17 protein-coding genes are annotated in these 21,393 nt (G+C 72.9%); 5 read left to right on the top strand and 12 right to left on the bottom strand.

Annotation, left to right across the window (positions count from 1 at the left end):
* Positions 1–187: 187 nt before the first annotated feature.
* The 3 genes from ACGFZF_RS08085 to ACGFZF_RS08095 all read right to left on the bottom strand — a co-directional run bounded on the left by ACGFZF_RS08085 (position 188) and on the right by ACGFZF_RS08095 (position 3,669).
* Complete coding sequence (locus tag ACGFZF_RS08085) at positions 188–2,548, bottom strand: sodium-translocating pyrophosphatase (protein WP_393552025.1); 2,361 nt, start codon at positions 2,546–2,548, stop codon at positions 188–190.
* Positions 2,549–2,777: 229 nt separating this feature from the next.
* Entirely contained in the window at positions 2,778–3,236 is a 459-nt protein-coding gene (locus ACGFZF_RS08090; RefSeq protein WP_393552027.1) for an ATP-binding protein, read from the bottom strand.
* A gap of 79 nt (positions 3,237–3,315) precedes the next feature.
* Positions 3,316–3,669 carry an STAS domain-containing protein gene (locus ACGFZF_RS08095; RefSeq protein ID WP_147979000.1) on the bottom strand — a complete coding sequence of 118 codons (354 nt, stop codon included), beginning with the start codon at positions 3,667–3,669 and terminating at the stop codon, positions 3,316–3,318.
* Positions 3,670–3,749: 80 nt separating this feature from the next.
* Between ACGFZF_RS08095 and ACGFZF_RS08100 the strand changes: the two genes are divergently transcribed.
* Positions 3,750–6,227 carry a DEAD/DEAH box helicase gene (locus ACGFZF_RS08100; protein WP_393552030.1) on the top strand — a complete coding sequence of 826 codons (2,478 nt, stop codon included), beginning with the start codon at positions 3,750–3,752 and terminating at the stop codon, positions 6,225–6,227.
* On the opposite strand, the gene ACGFZF_RS08105 is transcribed toward ACGFZF_RS08100, so the two are convergent.
* The 7 genes from ACGFZF_RS08105 to ssd form a co-directional block, all read right to left on the bottom strand.
* Positions 6,169–6,513 carry an Rv3654c family TadE-like protein gene (locus ACGFZF_RS08105; protein WP_356776274.1) on the bottom strand — a complete coding sequence of 115 codons (345 nt, stop codon included), beginning with the start codon at positions 6,511–6,513 and terminating at the stop codon, positions 6,169–6,171. The genes ACGFZF_RS08100 and ACGFZF_RS08105 overlap by 59 nt on opposite strands.
* A gap of 236 nt (positions 6,514–6,749) precedes the next feature.
* Positions 6,750–7,109: a TadE family type IV pilus minor pilin gene (locus tag ACGFZF_RS08110; RefSeq protein WP_393552033.1), complete on the bottom strand. Its 360-nt coding sequence runs from the start codon at positions 7,107–7,109 to the stop codon at positions 6,750–6,752.
* Positions 7,096–7,290, bottom strand: coding sequence for a DUF4244 domain-containing protein (locus tag ACGFZF_RS08115; RefSeq protein WP_393552035.1), 195 nt, complete (start codon positions 7,288–7,290; stop codon positions 7,096–7,098). Before ACGFZF_RS08115 ends, ACGFZF_RS08110 begins: the two co-directional genes overlap by 14 nt.
* Before the next feature lie 138 nt (positions 7,291–7,428).
* Positions 7,429–8,214 (bottom strand): type II secretion system F family protein, encoded by a 786-nt coding sequence (locus ACGFZF_RS08120; protein ID WP_393552037.1) that lies wholly within the window; start codon positions 8,212–8,214, stop codon positions 7,429–7,431.
* Positions 8,215–8,228: 14 nt separating this feature from the next.
* Positions 8,229–9,107 carry a type II secretion system F family protein gene (locus ACGFZF_RS08125; protein ID WP_393552039.1) on the bottom strand — a complete coding sequence of 293 codons (879 nt, stop codon included), beginning with the start codon at positions 9,105–9,107 and terminating at the stop codon, positions 8,229–8,231.
* Positions 9,104–10,288 carry a TadA family conjugal transfer-associated ATPase gene (locus ACGFZF_RS08130; protein ID WP_393552041.1) on the bottom strand — a complete coding sequence of 395 codons (1,185 nt, stop codon included), beginning with the start codon at positions 10,286–10,288 and terminating at the stop codon, positions 9,104–9,106. The genes ACGFZF_RS08125 and ACGFZF_RS08130 overlap by 4 nt, the downstream gene beginning before the upstream one ends.
* Positions 10,285–11,457, bottom strand: coding sequence for a septum site-determining protein Ssd (gene ssd, locus ACGFZF_RS08135; RefSeq protein WP_393552043.1), 1,173 nt, complete (start codon positions 11,455–11,457; stop codon positions 10,285–10,287). Before ssd ends, ACGFZF_RS08130 begins: the two co-directional genes overlap by 4 nt.
* Before the next feature lie 493 nt (positions 11,458–11,950).
* On the opposite strand from ssd, the gene ACGFZF_RS08140 reads away from it, so the two are divergent.
* On the top strand, positions 11,951–12,808 hold the full coding sequence (locus ACGFZF_RS08140; protein ID WP_147978952.1) for an HAD family phosphatase: 858 nt from the start codon (positions 11,951–11,953) through the stop codon (positions 12,806–12,808).
* A gap of 387 nt (positions 12,809–13,195) precedes the next feature.
* On the opposite strand, the gene ACGFZF_RS08145 is transcribed toward ACGFZF_RS08140, so the two are convergent.
* Positions 13,196–14,032: an oxidoreductase gene (locus ACGFZF_RS08145; RefSeq protein WP_393552046.1), complete on the bottom strand. Its 837-nt coding sequence runs from the start codon at positions 14,030–14,032 to the stop codon at positions 13,196–13,198.
* 102 nt (positions 14,033–14,134) lie between these two features.
* Here ACGFZF_RS08145 and ACGFZF_RS08150 point away from each other — a divergent pair, with 102 nt between their 5' ends.
* Positions 14,135–15,121, top strand: a complete 987-nt coding sequence (locus ACGFZF_RS08150) for an ATP-binding protein (RefSeq protein WP_393552048.1) — start codon at positions 14,135–14,137, stop codon at positions 15,119–15,121.
* A gap of 46 nt (positions 15,122–15,167) precedes the next feature.
* On the opposite strand, the gene ACGFZF_RS08155 is transcribed toward ACGFZF_RS08150, so the two are convergent.
* Positions 15,168–16,493, bottom strand: a complete 1,326-nt coding sequence (locus ACGFZF_RS08155; RefSeq protein WP_393552053.1) for a hypothetical protein — start codon at positions 16,491–16,493, stop codon at positions 15,168–15,170.
* A gap of 351 nt (positions 16,494–16,844) precedes the next feature.
* Here ACGFZF_RS08155 and ACGFZF_RS08160 point away from each other — a divergent pair, with 351 nt between their 5' ends.
* Together ACGFZF_RS08160 and acs are read left to right on the top strand one after the other, a co-directional pair.
* Positions 16,845–19,223 (top strand): bifunctional SulP family inorganic anion transporter/carbonic anhydrase, encoded by a 2,379-nt coding sequence (locus ACGFZF_RS08160; RefSeq protein WP_393552055.1) that lies wholly within the window; start codon positions 16,845–16,847, stop codon positions 19,221–19,223.
* 194 nt (positions 19,224–19,417) lie between these two features.
* A complete protein-coding gene (gene acs / locus ACGFZF_RS08165; RefSeq protein ID WP_393552057.1) occupies positions 19,418–21,373 on the top strand; it encodes an acetate--CoA ligase in 1,956 nt (651 codons plus the stop codon).
* The last annotated feature ends 20 nt before the right edge of the window (positions 21,374–21,393 follow it).

Here is a 21,393-nt window from a genome sequence, read left to right on the forward strand (position 1 = left end):
CGGATCGGTCCCTTCCAAGGCTCTCGGCCCCGGAACATACACGCCAAGCGGGCGACATCCACCTTTCGTACGACTGATTCATCCGGCATTGCAGCCTTTTGCACCAAGGGAGACACGCCTCACTCCGGATACGCCACGAGCGGACGGCACCTCAGAAAGCGCCGCCCGCCCGTTCCTTGATCTGGTGTTACGAAACGACCGGCGCGTCCGGGGCGGCGGTCGTCCGATCATCGGTGTTGTCTTCGTCACCCATGGCCACCGAGCGCCGCTTGGAGACGTAGACCGCCCCGACGATGACGGCGATCGAGAGGACGGCGATCAACGTCCTCAGTCCGGCGCTCGCGTCGTCGCCGAAGCTGAACTGCACCACCGCGGGCGCGATCAGCAGGGCCACCAGGTTCATCACCTTCAGCAGGGGGTTGATCGCGGGCCCCGCCGTGTCCTTGAACGGGTCGCCGACGGTGTCCCCGATCACGGTGGCGGCATGCGCCTCGCTTCCCTTGCCGCCGTGATGGCCGTCCTCGACCAGCTTCTTGGCGTTGTCCCAGGCGCCGCCGGAGTTCGCCAGGAAGACCGCCATCAGCGCTCCCGTGCCGATGGCCCCGGCGAGATACGCGCCGAGCGCGCCCACCCCGAGCGAGAACCCGACCGCGATCGGTGCCATCACCGCGAGCAGCCCTGGCGTGGCGAGTTCGCGCAGCGCGTCCTTGGTGCAGATGTCGACGACCCGCCCGTACTCGGGCTGCTCGTCGTACGTCATGATCCCGGGGTGCTCGCGGAACTGGCGCCGCACCTCGTAGACCACGGCTCCGGCCGACCGCGACACCGCGTTGATGGCGAGCCCGGAGAAGAGGAAGACGACCGCGGCCCCGAGGATGAGCCCGAAGAGGTTGTTGGGCTGGGAGATGTCCATCGAGAGGGTCGTCTCGGCGGCCTTGGCCCCCACCTCCGCCACCGACGTGGCGATCGCGTCGCGGTACGAGCCGAACAGTGCCGCGGCGGCCAGGACCGCGGTGGCGATGGCGATGCCCTTCGTGATCGCCTTGGTGGTGTTGCCGACGGCGTCCAGATCCGTGAGGACCTGCGCGCCGGCACCCTGGACGTCGCCGGACATCTCGGCGATGCCCTGGGCGTTGTCGGAGACCGGACCGAAGGTGTCCATGGCCACGATGACGCCGACGGTCGTCAGCAGGCCCGTGCCGGCCAGGGCGACCGCGAACAGCGCCAGCATGATGGAGGCGCCGCCGAGCAGGAACGCGCCGTAGACGGCGAGCCCGATGAGCAGGGCCGTGTAGACGGCGGACTCCAGGCCGATGGAGACGCCCGCGAGGACGACGGTGGCGGGCCCGGTCAGCGAGGACTTGCCGATGTCCCTGACGGGGCGCCGGCTGGTCTCCGTGAAGTAGCCGGTGAGTTGCTGGATCAGGGCGGCGAGGACGATGCCGATGGCGACGGCGACCAGCGCGAGGATCCGCGGGTCTCCGGCGTGGCTCAGGACACCGGGCTCGGTGACGCCCTCGAGGTCGGCGTAGGAGGACGGCAGATAGGCGAACACGGCGACGGCGACCAGGGCGAGCGAGATCACCGCGGAGATGAAGAACCCGCGGTTGATGGCCGTCATGCCGCTGCGATCGGTGCGGCGCGGGGCGACCGCGAAGATGCCGATCATCGCGGTGACGACGCCGATCGCCGGCACGATGAGGGGGAACGCGAGCCCGAGGTCGCCGAAGGCGGCCTTGCCGAGGATCAGCGCGGCGACAAGGGTCACGGCGTACGACTCGAAGAGGTCGGCGGCCATGCCGGCGCAGTCGCCGACGTTGTCGCCCACGTTGTCGGCGATGGTGGCGGCGTTGCGCGGGTCGTCCTCCGGGATGCCCTGCTCCACCTTGCCGACGAGGTCGGCGCCGACGTCGGCGGCCTTGGTGAAGATGCCGCCGCCCACACGCATGAACATGGCGATGAGGGCGGCTCCCAGACCGAAGCCCTCCAGGACCTTGGGCGCGTCGGCGGCGTAGACGAGGACGACGCACGAGGCGCCGAGCAGTCCGAGGCCGACGGTGAACATGCCGACCACGCCGCCGGTCCGGAAGGCGATCTTCATCGCCTTGTGCGAGACGAGGGTCAGATCCTTTTCCGGTTCACCCGGCGCCGGAGTGGCCTCGCGCGCGGCCGCGGCCACGCGCACATTCGCCCGCACGGCGAGCCGCATGCCGATGTATCCGGTGGCCGCGGAGAAAAGCGCGCCCACCAGGAAGAAGAGCGAACGCCCGGCGCGCTGCGACCAGTTGTCGGCCGGAAGCAGCAAGAGCAGGAAGAACACGACGACCGCGAAGATCCCGAGAGTCCGCAACTGCCGTGCGAGATAGGCATTCGCGCCTTCCTGGACGGCGGCGGCGATCTTCTTCATCGAATCGGTGCCCTCACCGGCGGCGAGGACCTGGCGCACCAGCAGCTGGGCGACGAGCAGCGCCGCCAGGGCGACGGCTGCGATGACGATCACGATCACGCGGTTCTCTTGGGTGAGCACCGCGGCTGCAAGACCCGCCATTCGTCCTCCTTGACGTTGCGGGGTCAAGATGTGGACGGATTGTAGGGAGCGGATCCCGATCAAAACAGAGTGCCGCAATCAGAATTCGCTCATTCCTCACACGTACCAACGAGAACGGTAATGCGGCAAAAGCATTTACGCATGATCGGCGATCTAGGGAAATGCAAAAGAGGCCCTGCTCAGCAGGGCCTCTTTCGGTTCTCGTCGTTCCCGCGACGGCGGACGCGCGTCAGGGGAGCTCGTCGACCGGATTCGTCGGCCAGCTCATCCGGATCACACCGCCGTCCTCGCCGGCGCTCACCTCGAAGTCGTCGACGAGCCCGCGGATCACCGCGAGACCCATCTCGTCCTCGCCGTCGGCGTCGTCGAACTCCTCGGCGGGCGCGGCGTCCCGGGTTCCGGGGACGCCGGCGGCGTCGGCCGCCGCCACCCCCGCACCGGGGACCTCGTCGCCCACCTCGATGGAGAAGGACTTCTCCTCCTCGGTGAGCACGACCCGGACCGGGGTGGTGACGCCGTTGCTGCGGTGCAGCCCCACCGCACGGGAGCACGCCTCGCCGACGGCGAGCCTGACCTCGTCGAGAACCGCGTCGTCGACCCCGGCCCGGCGCGCCACCGCGGCCGCCACCAGGCGGGCCGTGCGGACATGCTCGGGCGAGGCACTGAAGCGGAGTTCGACGGTGGCCATGCGGTCCCCCTGGGAGCGTGTGGGCGGACAACTCGGAGGACCGGGCGTGTCGCCCGGCTCTCCCGTCCGTCTGCCTGCGTCAGTCGGTGGCGTTGACGGCCTCTTCGACCGTGGTGTGGATGGGGAACACCTTGGTCAGACCAGTGATCCGGAAAATCTTCAGGATGCGCTCCTGGTTGCACACCAGTCGCAGCGATCCCTCGTGCGCGCGCACGCGCTTGAGACCGCCCACCAGCACGCCGAGGCCGGTCGAGTCGAGGAAGTCCACACCCTCCATGTCGACGACGAGGTGGTAGCTGCCGTCGTTCACCAACTCGACCAACTGCTCGCGCAGCTTGGGCGCGGTATACACATCAATCTCGCCACCGACCTCGACGACCGTACGGTCGCCGCTCGGGCCGGACACATTGCGAGTCGACAGGGACAGGTCCACGGATCCTCCAGCACCTTGCTATCGGGCGTTCGCCCCTCGGGTCTCCCGGGCGGAAGTCGGGGGACGGATCGCCAGCCGCGATGGCATTCAATCACTTACCAGCAGCCATGCACGACGCCTTGGGAGCATTGTCCGTCACGCCAGTGACACACTCGGTGCCGATGGCCAAGAATCACCGCCCCAGTCGACCGGCCGGAAGTACGGGCAGCCGCCCGTCTCCCGGCATGGTCCTCGACCGGCTCGCATCGGGCGAGAGCCGGGCCGCGCGCATCACTCATACGGAGCACTTGCCCGCCCGGGCGGGTCGGCATGCAGTCTGGCCGCATCGCATCCGTCCGGAAGTGATCGGCGCGATCCAGGCGGCCGGAATCGAGCACCCCTGGGCCCACCAGGCACAAGCCGCCGAGCACGCGCTGGACGGCGAATCCGTGGTGATCGCCACCGGCACCGCCTCGGGCAAGTCGCTGGCCTATCTGACCCCGGTGCTCTCCACGCTCCTCGACGGCGCGGAGGCCCCGAACGGTCGGGGCGCCACCGCCCTGTACCTGGCCCCCACCAAGGCCCTCGCCGCCGACCAGCGCCGGGCCGTCCGCGAGCTGGCAGCCCCGCTCGGCAACCGGATCCGGCCCGCCGTCTACGACGGCGACACGCCGGTCGAGGAGCGCGAGTGGGTCCGCCAGTACGCGAACTACGTGCTCACCAATCCCGACATGCTGCACCGGGGGATACTCCCCGGCCACGCCCGGTGGTCCTCCTTCCTGCGCTCCCTGCGCTACGTCGTCATCGACGAGTGCCACACCTACCGGGGCGTCTTCGGCTCCCATGTCGCCCAGGTGCTGCGCCGGCTGCGCCGCGTCTGCGCCCGTTACGGAGCCGACCCCGTCTTCCTGCTGGCCTCCGCCACCGCCGCCGAGCCGGCCCTCGCCGCCGGCCGTCTGACCGGTCTGCCGGTGGTCGAGGTCTCCGACGACGCCTCCCCGCGCGGCGAGCTGGTCTTCGCGCTGTGGGAGCCGCCGCTGACCGAGCTGCACGGCGAGCAGGGCGCCCCGGTGCGCCGCACGGCCACCGCCGAGACCGCCGACCTGCTGACGGACCTGGCGGTGCAGGGCGTCCGCTCGGTCGCCTTCGTCCGCTCCCGGCGCGGCGCGGAGCTGATCGCCGTGATCGCCCAGGAGCGCCTGGCCGAGGTCGACCGCTCCCTGGCCCGCCGGGTGGCGGCCTACCGCGGCGGCTACCTGCCCGAGGAGCGCCGTGCCCTGGAACGCGCCCTGCACTCCGGCGAGCTCCTCGGCCTGGCCGCCACGACCGCCCTGGAGCTCGGCGTGGACGTCTCCGGCCTGGACGCCGTGGTGATCGCCGGCTATCCCGGCACACGGGCCTCCCTGTGGCAGCAGGCGGGCCGCGCCGGACGCTCGGGCGAGGGGGCGCTGGCCATCCTGGTCGCCCGCGACGACCCGCTGGACACCTTCCTGGTCCACCATCCCGAGGCGCTCTTCCGGCAGCCGGTCGAGTCGACCGTCCTGGACCCCGACAACCCCTACGTCCTCGCCCCCCATCTGTGCGCCGCCGCCGCGGAGCTTCCGCTGACGGACGCCGACCTGGCTCTCTTCGGCCCGGCCGTCCCCGAGCTGCTGCCCCAGCTGGAGGCCGCCGGACTGCTGCGCCGCCGCTCCAGCGGCTGGTACTGGACCCGCCGGGAGCGGGCCGCCGACCTCACCGACATCCGGGGCGGGGGCGGCAGCCCCGTCCAGATCGTCGAGGCGGCCACCGGCCGGCTGCTCGGCACGGTCGACGAGGCCGCCTCCCACACCGCCGTCCACGACGGGGCCGTCCACCTGCACCAGGGCCGCACCTATCTGGTGAAGCACCTGGACCTGAAGGACTCGGTGGCGCTGGTCGAGGAGGCCGCGCCGCCGTACTCCACCACCGCCCGCGACACCACCTCCATCGCCGTCCTGGAGACCGACACCGAGATCCCGTGGGGAGCCGGCCGGCTCTGCTTCGGCTCCGTCGAGGTCACCAACCAGGTCGTCTCCTACCTGCGCCGCCGTCTGATCACCGGCGAGGTCCTCGGCGAGACCAAGCTCGACCTGCCGCCCCGCACCCTGCGCACCCGGGCCGTGTGGTGGACGGTCACCGAGGACCAGCTCGACGCCGCCCGGATCACCCCGGAGATCCTCGGCGGGGCCCTGCACGCCGCCGAGCACGCCTCCATCGGCATGCTGCCGCTCTTCGCGACCTGCGACCGCTGGGACATCGGCGGGGTCTCCGTCCCCCTCCACCCGGACACGCTGCTCCCGACCGTCTTCGTGTACGACGGCCATCCCGGCGGCGCGGGCTTCGCCGAACGGGCCTTCCACACCGCACGCGCCTGGCTGACGGCCACCCGGGAGGCGATCGCCTCCTGCGAGTGCGAGGGTGGCTGCCCGTCCTGCATCCAGTCCCCCAAGTGCGGCAACGGCAACGACCCGCTCCACAAGCGCGGCGCCGTGCGCCTCCTCACGGAACTGCTGCGGGAAGCCCCGGCAGAGCCTCCGCAGGCCCCGCCCGCGCCCTGACGACGGGCGCGTACGGCCCCACCCGCACGGTCGCGGTCACGTCCGCGACGTCGCCGCGCACCGAGCACCGCACCAGGGCGGCGCCCTGGGCTCCGGCCACCCGGGCCGCCGCGGCGCAGGCGTCCCGCTCGCCCCAGAGGGCGGCCCGGCCGGCGGCGGCGAGCGCCGCCAGGTCGGCGGCGCCACCCGCCCGGTGCCGGGCCGCCACCGCCTGCCCCAGGGCCAGCACCGCCCCGAAGACCACGCACAGGACGCAGGCCGCGAACGCGGTCCACACCGTCGCCATCCCCCGATCGCCGCCCCGGGCAGCACCTCGGGCGCCCGGTGCGCGGATCCGCGGTGTCGCGGTGCCCCGGGTGCCCGGACCGCGGATCCGTCTCGGCACGGCGCCGCCCCGGGCGCCCGGGCAGCGGAGCCCCCGGAACCTCGTCACGGCGCCGGTGCCCCCGTCACCCGGGTCGCGCACCACCGACGACCTCCTCACGCCGCCGCCCGCGGGGCCGCCAACCCCTGACTGCCTCCTCATGGGGCCACCTCCCCCACCGCGTCCTCGGCGAGGGCGGCCGCCCCGGCGCGCAGGGTGACGCCCATCCCGCCGGGGCCGGGGGCCTCCGCCTCCACCGTCACCTGCCACAGCTCGCCCGAACGGGTGACCGAGACATTCGCTCCGTCAGGTGCGGCCGTCCGGGCGACGGACTCCGCCGCGGCCACCGGCTCGGAGCGGGCCGCCGCCCGCGCCCCGGCCCGGGCGGCGTCCACGCACTGGATCTGCGCCGCGGCGGCGGCGAGCGACCACAGCAGCGCCAGGGTGAACGCCACCAGCGCCGGCAGGGCCATCGCCGCCTCCACGGTCACGGCGCCCCGGTCCTCAGAACGGCGCATCGAGGGCCTTCCCGATCACCGACTCCAGGGCGCCCGACACGGAATCGCTGGTCACGATCTTGTACAGCACCGCCGCGAACCCGGCTGCGGCGATCGTGCCCATCGCGTACTCGGACGTGGTCATTCCCGCGTCGCTCCCGGCCGCCCGCCGGGCCCGACACCACGCACTCATCTTCCTCATGCCGCTCCTCATGTCACTCTTCACGCCAACCCCCGCCTCTGCTCTGTTCGTTCGTCGCATTCGTCGGTCACATCGATCGACTCCCGGTCGCGGACTCCGCGGCGCCTCACGTCGGCGTCCACCGCCCGCCCCGCCGGGTCATCCGTGCAGCAGGCCGCTCGCGAGTCCGATCACCACGGGGGCCACTCCCACCGCCAGGAAGGCGGGCAGGAAGCACAGCCCCACCGGTGCGGTGATCAGCACCTGCGCCCGCTGCGCCCGGGCCGAGGCCCGGCGGGCCCGCTCCGCCCGCAGCCCGGCCGCGTGCCGGGAGACGGCCTCCGCGGCGGGCGCCCCGGAGGAGCCCGACCGCTCCAGGCAGCGGGCCAGACCATCCGCGCCGGCCAGGGCACCGAACCTCCGCCAGACATCGGCCGGTTCGCCGCCCAGGCGGAGCTCGGCCGCCGTCCGTACGAGCCGCTCACCCACCGGTCCGCCGAGCGATCTGCCGACCGCCTCCGCGGCTTCCCCCGGTCCGGCCCCGGCCGAGGCGCATGCCGCCAGCAGGTCCGCGGCGAGCGGCAACTGCCGCACCGCTTCCGCCCCTTCCGGCTCCCGAACCGGACGGCGTGCCCGCCACGTCCGCAGCGCCCACGCCGCGGCGGCACCGACCAGGCAGCCGGCCACCCCGCCGATCAGCACCCATCCGGCGACCGCGACGACGGACGGCACGGACCAGCTCCGCAGCCACGCCGGGGCCTCGCTTCTTCGCCGCCGGACCCGCCCCTGCCCGGGCTCCAGCAGGACGGCCATCCGTTTCCGTGTCCGGCGCCCGCGGCGCCGGTCCGCCACCGTCCCGGCCGCCCAGACGGCCACGGCCACCGTCGCGGCCGGCGCCGCCGCCGGCCCGACCAGCTCGCCGAACCCACCGAGTGCTCCGGACATCCCCGTCCCGCCCATCACATCTGCTCCCCGCTCCGTACGATCCGCGCGGCCCACCACAGGCCGGCCGCCTCCAGAACCCCGCCCACGGCCAGACAGACCAGTCCCGCCGGCGTGTGCAGCAGCACCCCCAGCGGATCCGCACCGACCGCCGCGCCGAGGGCGAGCCCCACCGCCGGAAGCACGGCGAGGACGGCCACCGTCGCCCAGGCGCCGGCCAGTTGGGCCCGCAGCCGCTCGCGCTGGTCGCGGTGCTCCCTCAGCGCGGCCTCCAGCCGGTCCAGCCCGGCGACCAGGCCCGCGCCGCCGTCCACGGCCACCTGCCAGCAGGCCGCCATCCCCGCCAGGCCGTCCGCACCGTCCGCCTCGGCGGCGCGTCGCAGCGCCTGCGGCACGTCTCCGCCGAACCGGGCCGCCGCCAGCACCGCCGCCTCGCCCCGCGGGCCCAGCGCGCCCGTCGCCTCAGCCGCGAAGAGCAGTGCCTGAGCCGGCTGCCGGCCCGCTCTCAACTCCCCTGCCACCGAACCGCACAGGGCCACCACCGCGTCTGCCCGTCCCTCACGCTCCTTGCGCAGACCGGCCGCCCGCAGGTGCCGCCCGAGCAGAGGCACGGCGACGGCCCCGGCCACCAACGGCAGCGGCGATCGGCCCACGAGCCCGAGAACGGCCGCGAGCGGCACGCACAGCCACTCCCGCCGGGCCCGCGCCGCACTCCACCAGCGCTCGCCCACCGACCGCCACGGCGGTGCACCGCGCGCGGATGTCCCCACCGGCCCCCCGCCCGCCAGCAACGCCCGGGCCCGACGAAGGCCCCGCACCCGCTCCCTCACCCGCCACCCGGCGGCTGCGGCGCACAGGGCCACCGCCCCCTGTGCCAGTACCCAGGGCTCCGTCATGCCGGGTCACCCCCGATCAGGACGCGGAGCCGCTCCCAGCCCCGCTCCCGGGCGAACCCGGTCGCGCCCCAGCGCAACGCGGGAACCGTGACCACCAGCCCCTCCCGATTCCGTTCGAGCACGTGGATCTCCGCGATCCGCCGCCGACCGGTCCGGTCCCGCGCCAGATGGATCACCGCCGAGAGCCCGGCGCCCAACTGGCTGTGCAGGGCCGCCCGGTCGAGCCCGGCCGCAGTCCCGAGGGCCTCCAGCCGCGCCGGTACGTCCGCCGCGGTGTTGGCGTGGACCGTTCCGCACCCGCCTTCGTGGCCCGTGTTCAGGGCGGCGAGCAGGTCCACCGCCTCGCCGCCCCGGACCTCGCCGACCACGAGGCGGTCGGGCCGCATCCGCAGGGCCTGGCGGACCAGGTCCCGCAGGGTCACCAGCCCCGCCCCCTCCTGGTTCGCCGGTCGCGCCTCCAGCCGCACGACATGCGGGTGATCGGGCCGCAGTTCGGCCGAGTCCTCGGCGAGGACGATCCGCTCCCGCCCGCCCACCAGTCCCAGCAGGGTCGACAGCAGCGTGGTCTTCCCGCAGCCGGTGCCGCCGCTGATCAGATACGACACACGGGCGTCGATCAGTGCCCGCAGCACCCCCTCCCCGCCGGGCGGCACCGTGCCCGCGGCGGTCAGTTCCGCGACGGAGTAGGCCCTCGGGCGCACCACCCGCAGCGACAGACACGTCGAGGCGACGGCCACCGGCGGCAGCACGGCATGCATCCGGGTCCCGTCCGGAAGCCGCGCGTCCACCCAGGGCCGGGCGTCGTCGAGGCGCCGCCCGGCCACCGCCGCCAGTCGCTGCGCCAGCCGGCGCACGGCGGCCGCGTCGGCGAAGGAGACGTCGGTCAGTTCCAGCCCGGCGCCCCGGTCCACCCACACCCGGTCCGGCGCCGAGACGAGCACGTCGGTGACCTCGGGGTCGGCGAGCAGTGGCTCCAGCGGTCCGGTGCCGACCAGTTCGCACCGCAACGCCTCTGCCGCGCCCAGCACTTCCGTGTCGCCGAGCAGCCGCCCCTGCGCGCGCAGGGCCGCCGCCACCCGCGCCGGCGTCGGCTCGGCCCCGCTCTCCGCGAGCCGCTGACGCACGGCCTCCAGGAGGCCCGTCCCGGCACCCGCTCCGGCGCTGCGCCGCACGGCGCTCACCGCGCACCGCCGGGAGTGAGGACCCGCTCCCAGAACGCCGAGCAGAAACGGCCGAGCGGTGCGCGCGCCTCGGAACCGGGCGGCAGCCCCGCGTCCTGCGCGGCCAAGAGGTCCGGATCGTGGGGCAGTTCGCCGGCGAGCGGCAGGCGCAGGGCATCGGCGACCCACTGCTCGTCCAGCCCCGCCGCGTACGGGCCGCGCACCACCACGCGCAGGTCCGTGAGCACCAGTCCGGCCAGCGAGGCGACCCGGTGGGCCGCCGCGACGGCCCGCAGTTCGCCGGGGACGACGAGAAGGCCGAGGTCGAGCTGCGCCAGGGCCTCGGTCACCGCCTCGTCGAGCCGGCGGGGCAGGTCCACCACGACGACCCCGCCCCGGCGCCGTGCCGCGGCGAGCACCGCGCGCATGGCCTCGGGCGGCACGGCGACCGCGTCGCCCCGGTCCCAGCTGAGCACCCGCAGACCGCGCACCGAGGGCAGGGACTCCTCCAGCGCCCCACCGGCCACGCGCCCCTTCGACGCGGCGAAGTCAGGCCAGCGTCTGCCCTCGGCCCGCTCGCCGCCGAGAAGGACGTCGAGTCCGCCGCCGAGGGGGTCGCCGTCCACCAGCAGGGTGCGCCGGCCGGTCCTGGCGGCGGCCAGGGCGAGGGCGCAGGCCAGTGTCGAGGCGCCGGCCCCGCCGCGTCCGCCGATGACGCCGACGGTCAGCGCCTGGCGCCCCACGCCCTCGGTCGCGTCGGCGATCCGGCCGACGAGCCGTCCTTCGGCGTCCGGCAGCCGGAGTACGCCGTCCGCCCCGATCTCGACGGCCGTCCGCCACAGGTCCGGGTCGTCGGGCTCGCGCCCCACCAGCAGCACGTCCTGCCGCCGCGCCGCTCCGCGGCAGCGGGCCGCCACGTCGTCGCCGATCAGGACGAGCGGGGCCTCGGCCCAGGCGCGGCGGTCCGGCACGGTGTGGTGCACCTGGGGCTCGGCCCCCGCGGCGGCACACAGCCGGAGCAGATCGTCGAGCAGCGCGAGGTCCTCGGTCACGATCAGCGGTCCCGCCCGCACCGCGCCCTCGCCCGCCGCGCCGGCTTCTCGGACCCCGGCCGCACCTCCGGCCCCGGTGGGCCCGCCGCCCCCGTCACGCCGGCCCCCGCCGAAAGTCCGCGAAGCGCCGGAAGTCATGGTTCCCGCCACAGCACACGCTCCCTGTCCGTGAGATCCCGCCCGCATCGGTCACGCGGGCCGGGATCGGTGATTCCTGCCGTCCGCGAACTTCGCGGCAGGAATCACGGTGGGACCATCCGGGAAATCGTGCGGATCTTGCTCGAAAACTGTGGACAACTCACCGGTTGTGAATAACTCCGTGCCCCTTACCGAGGCTTCCCGGAGAGCAGCACAACGGTTACGCTCGGTGACGAAAGGAAGGGATCACGCTGCCGCGGCCCGACGGCCGTCGAGAGGGGGACACATGAGGGTCCGGCGGACGAAAACACGTCCGGACATGCGACGACCCCCGCCGGGGGGGAGAGCGGGGGTCGTCTTTCCGGCCGACTCGGGGGGGGAGGAGCCGGACCGGGTTAGCACGGTCGCGAACGATCCGTGACTTCCATGGTGTACCCGAGAGCCTTCTCAGGCAAACCCACACGCCCCAGCGTACGCCGAATGGCGGGCACCTATGCTCTGGCTTGTGGAAAACCACTCCTTGCCGCGCACAGCCGCCTTCTTTGACCTGGACAAGACGGTCATTGCGAAGTCCTCGACGCTGACCTTCAGCAAGTCCTTCTACCAAGGGGGACTGATCAACCGCCGCGCCGTCCTGCGGACGGCCTACATCCAGTTCGTCTTCCTCGTGGGCGGCGCCGACCACGACCAGATGGAGCGGATGCGCGAATATCTCTCCGCGCTCTGCAAAGGCTGGAACGTCTCGCAGGTCAAGGAGCTCGTCGCCCAGACCCTGCACGACCTGATCGATCCGCTCATCTACGACGAGGCCGCCTCCCTCATCGAGGAGCACCACACCGCCGGCCGGGACGTCGTGATCGTCTCGACCTCCGGCGCAGAGGTGGTCGAGCCCATCGGCGAGATGCTCGGAGCCGACCGGGTCGTGGCGACCCGCATGGTCGTCGGCGACGACGGATGCTTCACCGGCGAGGTGGAGTACTACGCCTACGGCCCCACCAAGGCGGAGGCGATCCGGGAGCTCGCGGAGTCGGAGGGGTACGACCTCTCACGCTGTTACGCCTACAGCGACTCGGCGACCGACGTACCGATGCTGGAGGCCGTGGGCCACCCGTACGCGGTGAATCCCGACCGGGCCCTGCGCCGCGAGGCCACCACCCGGGACTGGCCGATCCTGTCCTTCGAGAAGCCGGTCCGGCTCAAGCAGCGGCTGCCGGGGTTCCGGATGCCGCCGCGCCCCGCGCTCGTCGCCGCGGCGGCGGTGGGAGCGGCCGCCGCGACCGCCGGACTCGTCTGGTACGCGGCCCGGCGGCGCCAGAACGCCGCCCTCGCCGATCGCCTCGCCCGGATCTGAGTCACGAGCAAAGAAGTGGAACCAGGACTTTCGCTTCCCTTCCGACAGGAGTAGAAAGGAATCAGGCCCGCGAGACCTGGGACATCCGAGAGGATCACCTGTTGAGCAAGAAGGCCCCACGGACCTTGCACAGAAGCTGAGCACCCACGCGACGTCGACCCGTCGATTACGGGCCAGCCGCACCAGGCGACGGGCAAAGTTCCCCGCCTGATGGGCATATATCGAGGACGCATGGTAACTGGGCGGACGTGCCAGCGGCGGTACCGGGTTCGGTACCGCCGCAACCCGTTTCAGGGCCCTGTCGCCCCGCCGCGCACCCGGGCACACGCACCCGCTCAGGCGTGGGGCGGTCAGCCGGAGGAGCCGCCCGGCCGCCCGGAAGACTGATCAGGCCGCGCCCCGCTGGAGCGCCTCGCAGACCGCCGTCGACTCCCGGACCCCGAGCTCGACCGCCCGGCCGCAGTGGGCGATCCAGGCCGCCATGCCGTCCGGGGTCCCGGAGAGATACCCCTCGAACGCCGCGACGTACGCCGCCCGCCCCTGCTCCGCATGGCCGACCTCGGCCGGGCAGATCGACTTGGGGTCGAGCCCGCTGCCGATCAGCACGATCCGCTCGGCGGCCCGCGCGATCAGCCCGTTGTACGAGGTGAAGGGACGCAGCGCCAGCAGCTCGCCGTGCACCACGGCGGCGCTCACCAGGGCCGGGGCCGTACCGCCCGCGATGATCAGCTCCGCGAGACCGTCGAGCCGTCCCGCGACCTCGGCCGGATCGGGCAGGGGGGCCTCGATCAGCGGCTCGTCGACCTTCTCGCCGGCCTGGCGGGGCCGGCCCACCGAGTCCGCCGTCCCCTGCTCGCGGCCCGCCTCACCGACCGCGACCAGGTGCAGCCGGGCGAGCACCCGCAGCGGCGACTGCCGCCAGATGGAGAGCAGCTGACCGGCCTCGGCACCCAGCCGGAGCGCCGCTCCGACCGTCCGCGCCTCGGCGTCCCCGCCGAAATCGGTGCGCCGGCGGACCTCTTCGAGCGCCCAGTCCGCGCCGGACAGCGCGGCGGAGCCGCGCGCCCCGCGCAGGGCGGCCTCCGAGGTGATCTCGTGGCTGCGGCGCCGCATCACACGGTGTCCGTAGACCCGGTCGACGGCCTTGCGTACGGAGTCCACCGAGTCGGCGACGCCCGGCAGGGAACCGAGGGCGGCCAGGGGGTCAGAGGCGTGCGTACTCATAAGTAGGGAGGCTACGCGTCCGGGACCGCGTCCCCACCCCGGAGTGGTCTTCTTCACGCACCTCGACCACGGGACGCGACGATGCCGCTACGCTAGGTGAACATGAAGATCGCTTTCGTAGGGAAGGGCGGCAGCGGGAAGACGACGCTGTCCTCGCTCTTCATCCGTCACCTCGCCGCCAACGAAGCCCATGTCGTGGCGGTGGACGCCGACATCAACCAGCACCTCGGGGCCGCGCTCGGCCTCGACGAGCCGGAGTGCGCGGCGATGCCCGCGATGGGCGCGCACCTGCCGCTGATCAAGGAGTACCTGCGGGGCTCGAACCCGCGGATCGCCTCGGCCGACACGATGATCAAGACGACCCCGCCCGGGGAGGGATCGCGGCTGCTGCGGGTCCGCGAGGACAACCCGGTGTACGACGCGTGCGCCCGCACCGTGACGCTGGACGACGGTGACATCAGGCTGATGGCGACCGGGCCGTTCACCGAGTCCGACCTGGGGGTGGCCTGCTACCACTCGAAGGTCGGCGCGGTCGAGCTGTGCCTGAACCACCTGGTCGACGGGGAGGACGAGTACGTCGTCGTCGATATGACGGCCGGTTCGGACTCGTTCGCCTCCGGCATGTTCACCCGCTTCGACATGACGTTCCTGATCGCCGAGCCGACCCGCAAGGGCGTGTCCGTCTACCGCCAGTACAAGGAGTACGCGCGGGACTTCGGCGTCGCGCTCAAGGTCGTCGGCAACAAGGTGCAGGGCCGGGACGACCTCGACTTCCTGCACGCGGAGGTCGGGGACGACCTGCTGGTGACGGTCGGGCACTCGGACTGGGTCCGCGCGATGGAGAAGGGCCGCCCGCCCCGCTTCGAGCTCCTGGAGGCGGACAACCGGATGGCCCTGCAGGCCCTCCAGGACGCGGCGGACGACTCCTACGCCCACCGCGACTGGGACCGCTACACCCGCCAGATGGTCCACTTCCACCTGAGGAACGCGGAGAGCTGGGGCAACGCGAAGACCGGGGCCGACCTGGCGGCGCAGGTCGACCCCGGATTCGTGCTGAGCGAGGGGCTGGGCGCGGCCCAGCCCGTCTGAGCGGCCGCCCGCCCCGACCGGGCGCCGCCGGCTCGGTTCCCGGCCCTCAGCCCTCCTCGTCCCGCTTGGCCGCCGGCAGGCCGGCCCCCGACCCTCCGGTCGCCGGGGCGGCCGCCGGGGCCGCGGGCTGCGAGGCCAGGAAGGTCGTCCACCCGCCCTGCGGCGCCTCGCCGACCTTGAGGGTGCGCATCTTGGCCAGGACCGCAGGGTCCTGGGCGTCCAGCCAGTCCGCGAGCTGGCGGAAGGACACGCACTTCACGTCCTTCTTCACGCAGACCGTGGCGATGGTCTCCTCGACGGCCCGCATGTACGTGCCGCCGTTCCAGGACTCGAAGTGGTTGCCGATGATCAGCGGCGCCCGGTTGCCCTCGTAGGACCGGTCGAACGCCTGCACCAGGCCGTCGCGCATCTGGTTGCCCCAGTACACGTGCTGGGACGGGTCGCCCTGGGTGGTCGTACCGGACTGGTTGACCAGGAAGTTGTAGTCCATGGAGAGGGTCTGGAACGCGCGCCCGGGGACCGGGACGAGCTGCATCGACAGATCCCACAGCCCCTGGTTCTTCTTGGGCCAGATCTGGTCGTTGACGCCGCTGGTGTCGTAGCGGAAGCCCATCTGGCCCGCCGCCTCGACGAAGTTCTTCTGGCCCTCCAGGCACGGGGTGCGGGCGCCGACCAGCTCCTTGTCGTAGTCGAACGGAAGCGGCTGCTCGGCGGTCAGGCCGGAGTTCGTCTTCCAGTTCTTCACGAACGACTTGGCCTGGTTGATCTCGCTCTTCCAGTCCTCGACGGTCCAGTTGCCGACGCCCGCCTCCTTTCCGCAGAAGTGACCGTTGAAGTGCGTGCCGATCTCGTTGCCCTCCTGCCAGGCCCCCCGCAGCTCCCGGACGGTGCTGCGGATGCCCTCGACGTCGTTGAAGCCGATGTCGGAGCTGCCGACGGCGTGCTGGGGCGGGTCGTACAGGGAGCGCTTGTCCTCGGGCAGGAGGTACACGCCGCTCAGGAAGTACGTCATCGTCGCGTCGTACTTCTGGCCCACCTTGCGGAAGTGGGAGAAGAGCTTCTGACTGTCCTCGCCGGCGCCGTCCCAGGAGAAGACCACGAACTGCGGCGGCTTCTCGCCCGCCTTCATCCGCTGCCAGGTGGGCTGGCGGGGCTGCAGGCCGGTGAAGGCGGTGGAACCGTCGCCGATCAGGCGCACCGCGCTCTGCGGGGCGGCGGCGGGCGGCTTCTTGGCCGCCGGCGCGCCCTTCTCGGGGCTCCTCGTCCCGCCCGGGCCCGAACAGCCGGCGAGGCCGGCGGCCAGGGCGACGGCGAAGGCGCCGACGGCGAGCGTCCTCCTGTGGACAGTGGTCCTTCTCCCGGTGGCGTTCATCCGCCCACCTCTCCTCCGGTTCGGTGCGAGCGCGTGCCCTCTGCGAGCGCGTGTCCTCTGCGAGCGGCGTCAACGTCGCACCACGACCACCGGGAAGATGAAACGACAAGCGGCAATGAACGCACTTATCACCGGAATAGGTGAACTATTGCCCTGTTTGCCCCGAAAATAATGCCGCAGACTTTACTCTGCATGACGATCCATTTACTGAGCGTTGATACTCCCTTCGAAGGGCGGGCGCTCCGGCATCCGGCCGAAGTCCCGCCGCTGCACGCCGTGACCCACGGCCGCGACCCCCACGTTCGTCCCGCACGAGCCGCGACCGCGCCGCCCCGGAGGAGACGGGAAGACATGACTCTCTGCACGCCCCGAAGCACCACCCCCCAGGCCACCGCCGAGGACGGCACGACCACGGACGCCGCCCGCTCGCGCCTCCAGCGGCCGCACGGCCCGCCGGGCGGGCGCCGCTTCCGCATCGCGGGCGCCGACGTCTCCGCGTCCGTCGCCGTCTTCCTGATCGCCCTGCCCCTCTCCCTCGGCATCGCCCTCGCGACCGGGGCCCCGCTCCAGGCCGGACTGGTGGCGGCAGCCGTCGGCGGCATCGTCGCCGGCCGGCTCGGCGGCGCGCCGCTGCAGGTCAGCGGCCCCGCCGCGGGCCTCACCGTGGTCACCGCCGAGCTGATCAAGACCTATGGCTGGCGCACCACCTGCGCCATCACGGTGCTGGCGGGACTGGCCCAACTGGGTCTGGCCGCGCTGCGGGTGGCCCGCTCGGCCCTCGCCGTCTCCCCCGCGATCGTGCACGGCATGATCGCCGGCATCGGCGTCACCATCGCCCTCGCCCAGCTCCACATCGTGCTCGGCGGAACCCCCCAGAGCTCCGCGGTGGACAACGCGATCGGACTGCCCGCCCAGGTGGCCCGTCCGCACATGGCCGCGCTCGTGACGAGCCTGCTCACCATCGCCGTCCTGCTGCTGTGGCCGCGCCTGCCCGGCCGCGCCGGGCGTGCCGTGCGGAAGATCCCCGCCGCGCTCGCCGCCGTGACGGCGGCCGCGCTGCTCGCGGAGCTCACCGGTCTCGGCGTCCCCCGCGTCGACCTGCCCTCCTGGAGCAGCCACGCCCTGCCCGGCCTGCCCGAGGGGCCGGTCCTCGGCGTCGCGGCGGGCGTCCTGACCATCACGCTGGTCACGAGCGTGCAGTCGCTGCTCTCCGCCGTCGCCGTCGACAAGCTGGTGGCCGCCCGGCCCGACCGGGGCCACGGCGTCCCACGCTCCCGGCTCGACCGCGAACTCGCGGGCCAGGGCGCGGCGAACGTCGTCTCCGGCGCGCTCGGCGGGCTGCCGGTGGCCGGCGTCGCCGTCCGCAGCGTCGCGAACGTCTCCGCGGGCGCCGTGAGCCGCAACTCCACGATGCTGCACGGCCTGTGGGTCGTGCTCGCCGCCCTCCTGCTGGTGCCCGTGCTCGACCTGATCCCGCTGCCCGCGCTGGCCGCGCTGGTCATGGTCGTCGGCGTCCAGATGGTGAGCATCACCCACATCCGCAGTGTCACCCGGCACCGCGAAGTCGTCGTCTACGCCGTCACGTTGAGCGGCGTCGTCCTCGTCGGGATCCTGGAGGGCGTCGCCCTCGGCATCCTCGTCGCCGTCGCCGTCGCCATGCGGCGCCTGGCCAAGACGCGCATCACCCACGAGGAGCGGGAGGACGGCCACCGGGTGCACGTACGCGGCCAGCTGACCTTCCTCGCCGTGCCCCGGCTGAGCCGGGCCCTGCACCAACTGCCGCCGGGCGCCCGGGTCGTGGTCGAGTTGGACGGCTCCTTCATGGACCACGCCGCGTACGAGGCGCTGCACGACTGGCAGGCGAGCCATCTGCGGCACGGCGGGACGGTCGAGATGACCGGTCCCTCCGGGGCCAGGATCGCCGAGCCGGCCGCCGAGGCGCACGCCTGCTGCCGCCCCTGGACCCCGTGGCGCAACCACCGCTGCGGGGAGGCGCCGGCCACTCCGACCCCGACGACGACCGGCCACAGGCTGGCGAGCGGCATCGGGCAGTTCCAGCGCGACACCGCCCCGCTGGTCCGTGAGGAGCTTGCACGGCTCGCCCGGGAGGGCCAGCGGCCTTCCCAGCTCTTCCTCACCTGCGCCGACTCCCGGCTCGTCACGAGCATGATCACGTCGAGCGGCCCGGGCGACCTGTTCACCGTGCGGAACGTCGGCAACCTGGTGCCGCGGCCCGGCGAGGAGAGCGGCGACGACTCGGTGGCGGCGGCGATCGAGTACGCCGTGGAGGTGCTGCGGGTCGATTCGATCACCGTCTGCGGACACTCCGGCTGCGGGGCGATGCAGGCCCTGCTCAACAGCAGGCCGGACGCGCCGCGGACGCCGCTGCACCGCTGGCTGCGGCACGGCCTGCCCAGCCTGGACCGGATGGCGAGTCGCCGCCACGCCTGGGCCCGGATCTCCGGGCGCCTGCCCGCCGACGCGATCGAGCAGCTCTGCCTCACGAACGTGGTGCAACAGCTGGAGCACCTGCGGGCCCACGAGGCGGTGGCCCGGCGGCTCGCCGAGGGCACGCTGACCCTGCACGGCATGTACTTCCACGTGGGCGAGGCCCAGGCGTACCTGCTGGCCGATCCGGCCGGCACGCACGGATACGAGGACGTCTTCGACCGGGTCGCCCCGCACACGGCCGGGGCCGCGCGGGAACGGGTGGACGCCAGCGCGCCCTGAACCATCCCGCCCGGACGTCCGTGAGACTGTGTGGCCCCCTCTTCCCGCCGCCCGGGAGGAGGGGGCCACCGCACACCCGCGACCACACAGGTCTAAACCAATTGCCTGGAGCCCCTTGTCACCCGGGCCTCGGGCTGATGAGCTATGACGCGGGACACATAGGCACATAGGACGCCCTGGGAAAGGGAGATGTCGTGAGCAACGAAAGCCTGGCCAACCTGCTCAAGGAAGAGCGGCGGTTCGCGCCGCCGACCGAGCTGGCCGCGCACGCCAACGTGACGGCGGAGGCGTACGAGCAGGCCGCGGCGGACAGGCTTGGCTTCTGGGCCGAGCAGGCGAAGCGGCTCACCTGGGCCACCGAGCCGACCGAGACCCTCGACTGGTCGAACCCGCCGTTCGCCAAGTGGTTCGCCGACGGCGCGCTGAACGTCGCGTACAACTGCGTCGACCGCCACGTGGAGGCCGGGAACGGCGACCGCGTCGCCATCCACTTCGAGGGCGAGCCCGGCGACAGCCGCGCCCTCACCTACGCGGAACTCAAGGACGAGGTCTCCAGGGCCGCCAACGCGCTGACCGAGCTGGGCGTCACCAAGGGCGACCGGGTCGCGGTCTACCTCCCGATGATCCCCGAGGCGGTCATCTCGATGCTGGCCTGCGCCCGTATCGGCGCCGCGCACTCCGTGGTCTTCGGCGGCTTCTCGGCCGACGCCATCGCGACCCGCATCGAGGACGCCGACGCCAAGCTCGTCATCACCGCCGACGGCGGCTACCGCCGCGGCAAGCCGTCCGCGCTCAAGCCGGCCGTCGACGAGGCCCTGGAGCGGGTCGAGCGGGTACGCAACGTCCTCGTCGTGCGCCGCACCGGCCAGGACGTGGCCTGGACCGAGGGCCGGGACGTCTGGTGGGACGACATCGTCGCCCGTCAGCCGGCCGAGCACACCCCCGAGGCGTTCGAGGCGGAGCACCCGCTCTTCATCCTCTACACCTCCGGCACGACGGGTAAGCCGAAGGGCATCCTGCACACCTCCGGCGGGTACCTCACCCAGGCCGCGTACACCCACCACGCCGTCTTCGACCTCAAGCCGGAGACCGACGTCTACTGGTGCACCGCGGACATCGGCTGGGTGACCGGGCACTCGTACATCACTTACGGCCCGCTGGCCAACGGCGCGACGCAGGTCATGTACGAGGGCACCCCGGACACCCCGCACCAGGGCCGGTTCTGGGAGATCGTCCAGAAGTACGGCGTCACGATCCTCTACACGGCGCCCACCGCGATCCGCACGTTCATGAAGTGGGGCGACGACATCCCCGCGAAGTTCGACCTGTCCAGCCTGCGGCTGCTGGGCTCGGTCGGCGAGCCGATCAACCCCGAGGCCTGGATCTGGTACCGCGAGCACATCGGCGCCGGCAAGACCCCGATCGTGGACACCTGGTGGCAGACCGAGACCGGCGCGATGATGATCTCGCCGCTGCCCGGCGTCACCGAGACCAAGCCCGGCTCCGCCCAGCGCGCCCTGCCCGGCATCGCGGCGACCGTCGTGGACGACGAGGCGAACGAGGTCCCGAACGGAGGCGGCGGCTACCTGGTCCTGACCGAGCCGTGGCCGTCGATGCTGCGCACCATCTGGGGCGACGACCAGCGGTTCATCGACACCTACTGGTCCCGCTTCGAGGGCAGGTACTTCGCCGGTGACGGCGCGAAGAAGGACGAGGACGGCGACATCTGGCTGCTGGGCCGGGTCGACGACGTCATGCTCGTCTCCGGGCACAACATCTCCACCACGGAGGTCGAGTCGGCCCTCGTCTCCCACCCCGCCGTCGCCGAGGCGGCCGTGGTCGGCGCCGCCGACGAGACCACCGGGCAGGCCATCGTGGCCTTCGTCATCCTGCGGGGCACGGCGAGCGAGGACGACGGCCTCGTCGCGGACCTGCGCAACCACGTGGGCACGACGCTCGGGCCGATCGCCAAGCCGAAGCGGATCCTGCCGGTGGCGGAGCTGCCGAAGACCCGCTCCGGCAAGATCATGCGACGCCTGCTGCGCGATGTGGCCGAGAACCGCGAGCTCGGGGACGTCACGACGCTGACGGACTCGTCCGTCATGGACCTGATCCAGACGAAGCTGCCGAGCGCCTCCAGCGAGGACTGAGCGACCCGACGGTCTCCCCG

This window comes from Streptomyces sp. NPDC048338 (assembly GCF_043201055.1).
In the GTDB taxonomy this organism is placed as follows: Bacteria; Actinomycetota; Actinomycetes; order Streptomycetales; family Streptomycetaceae; genus Streptomyces.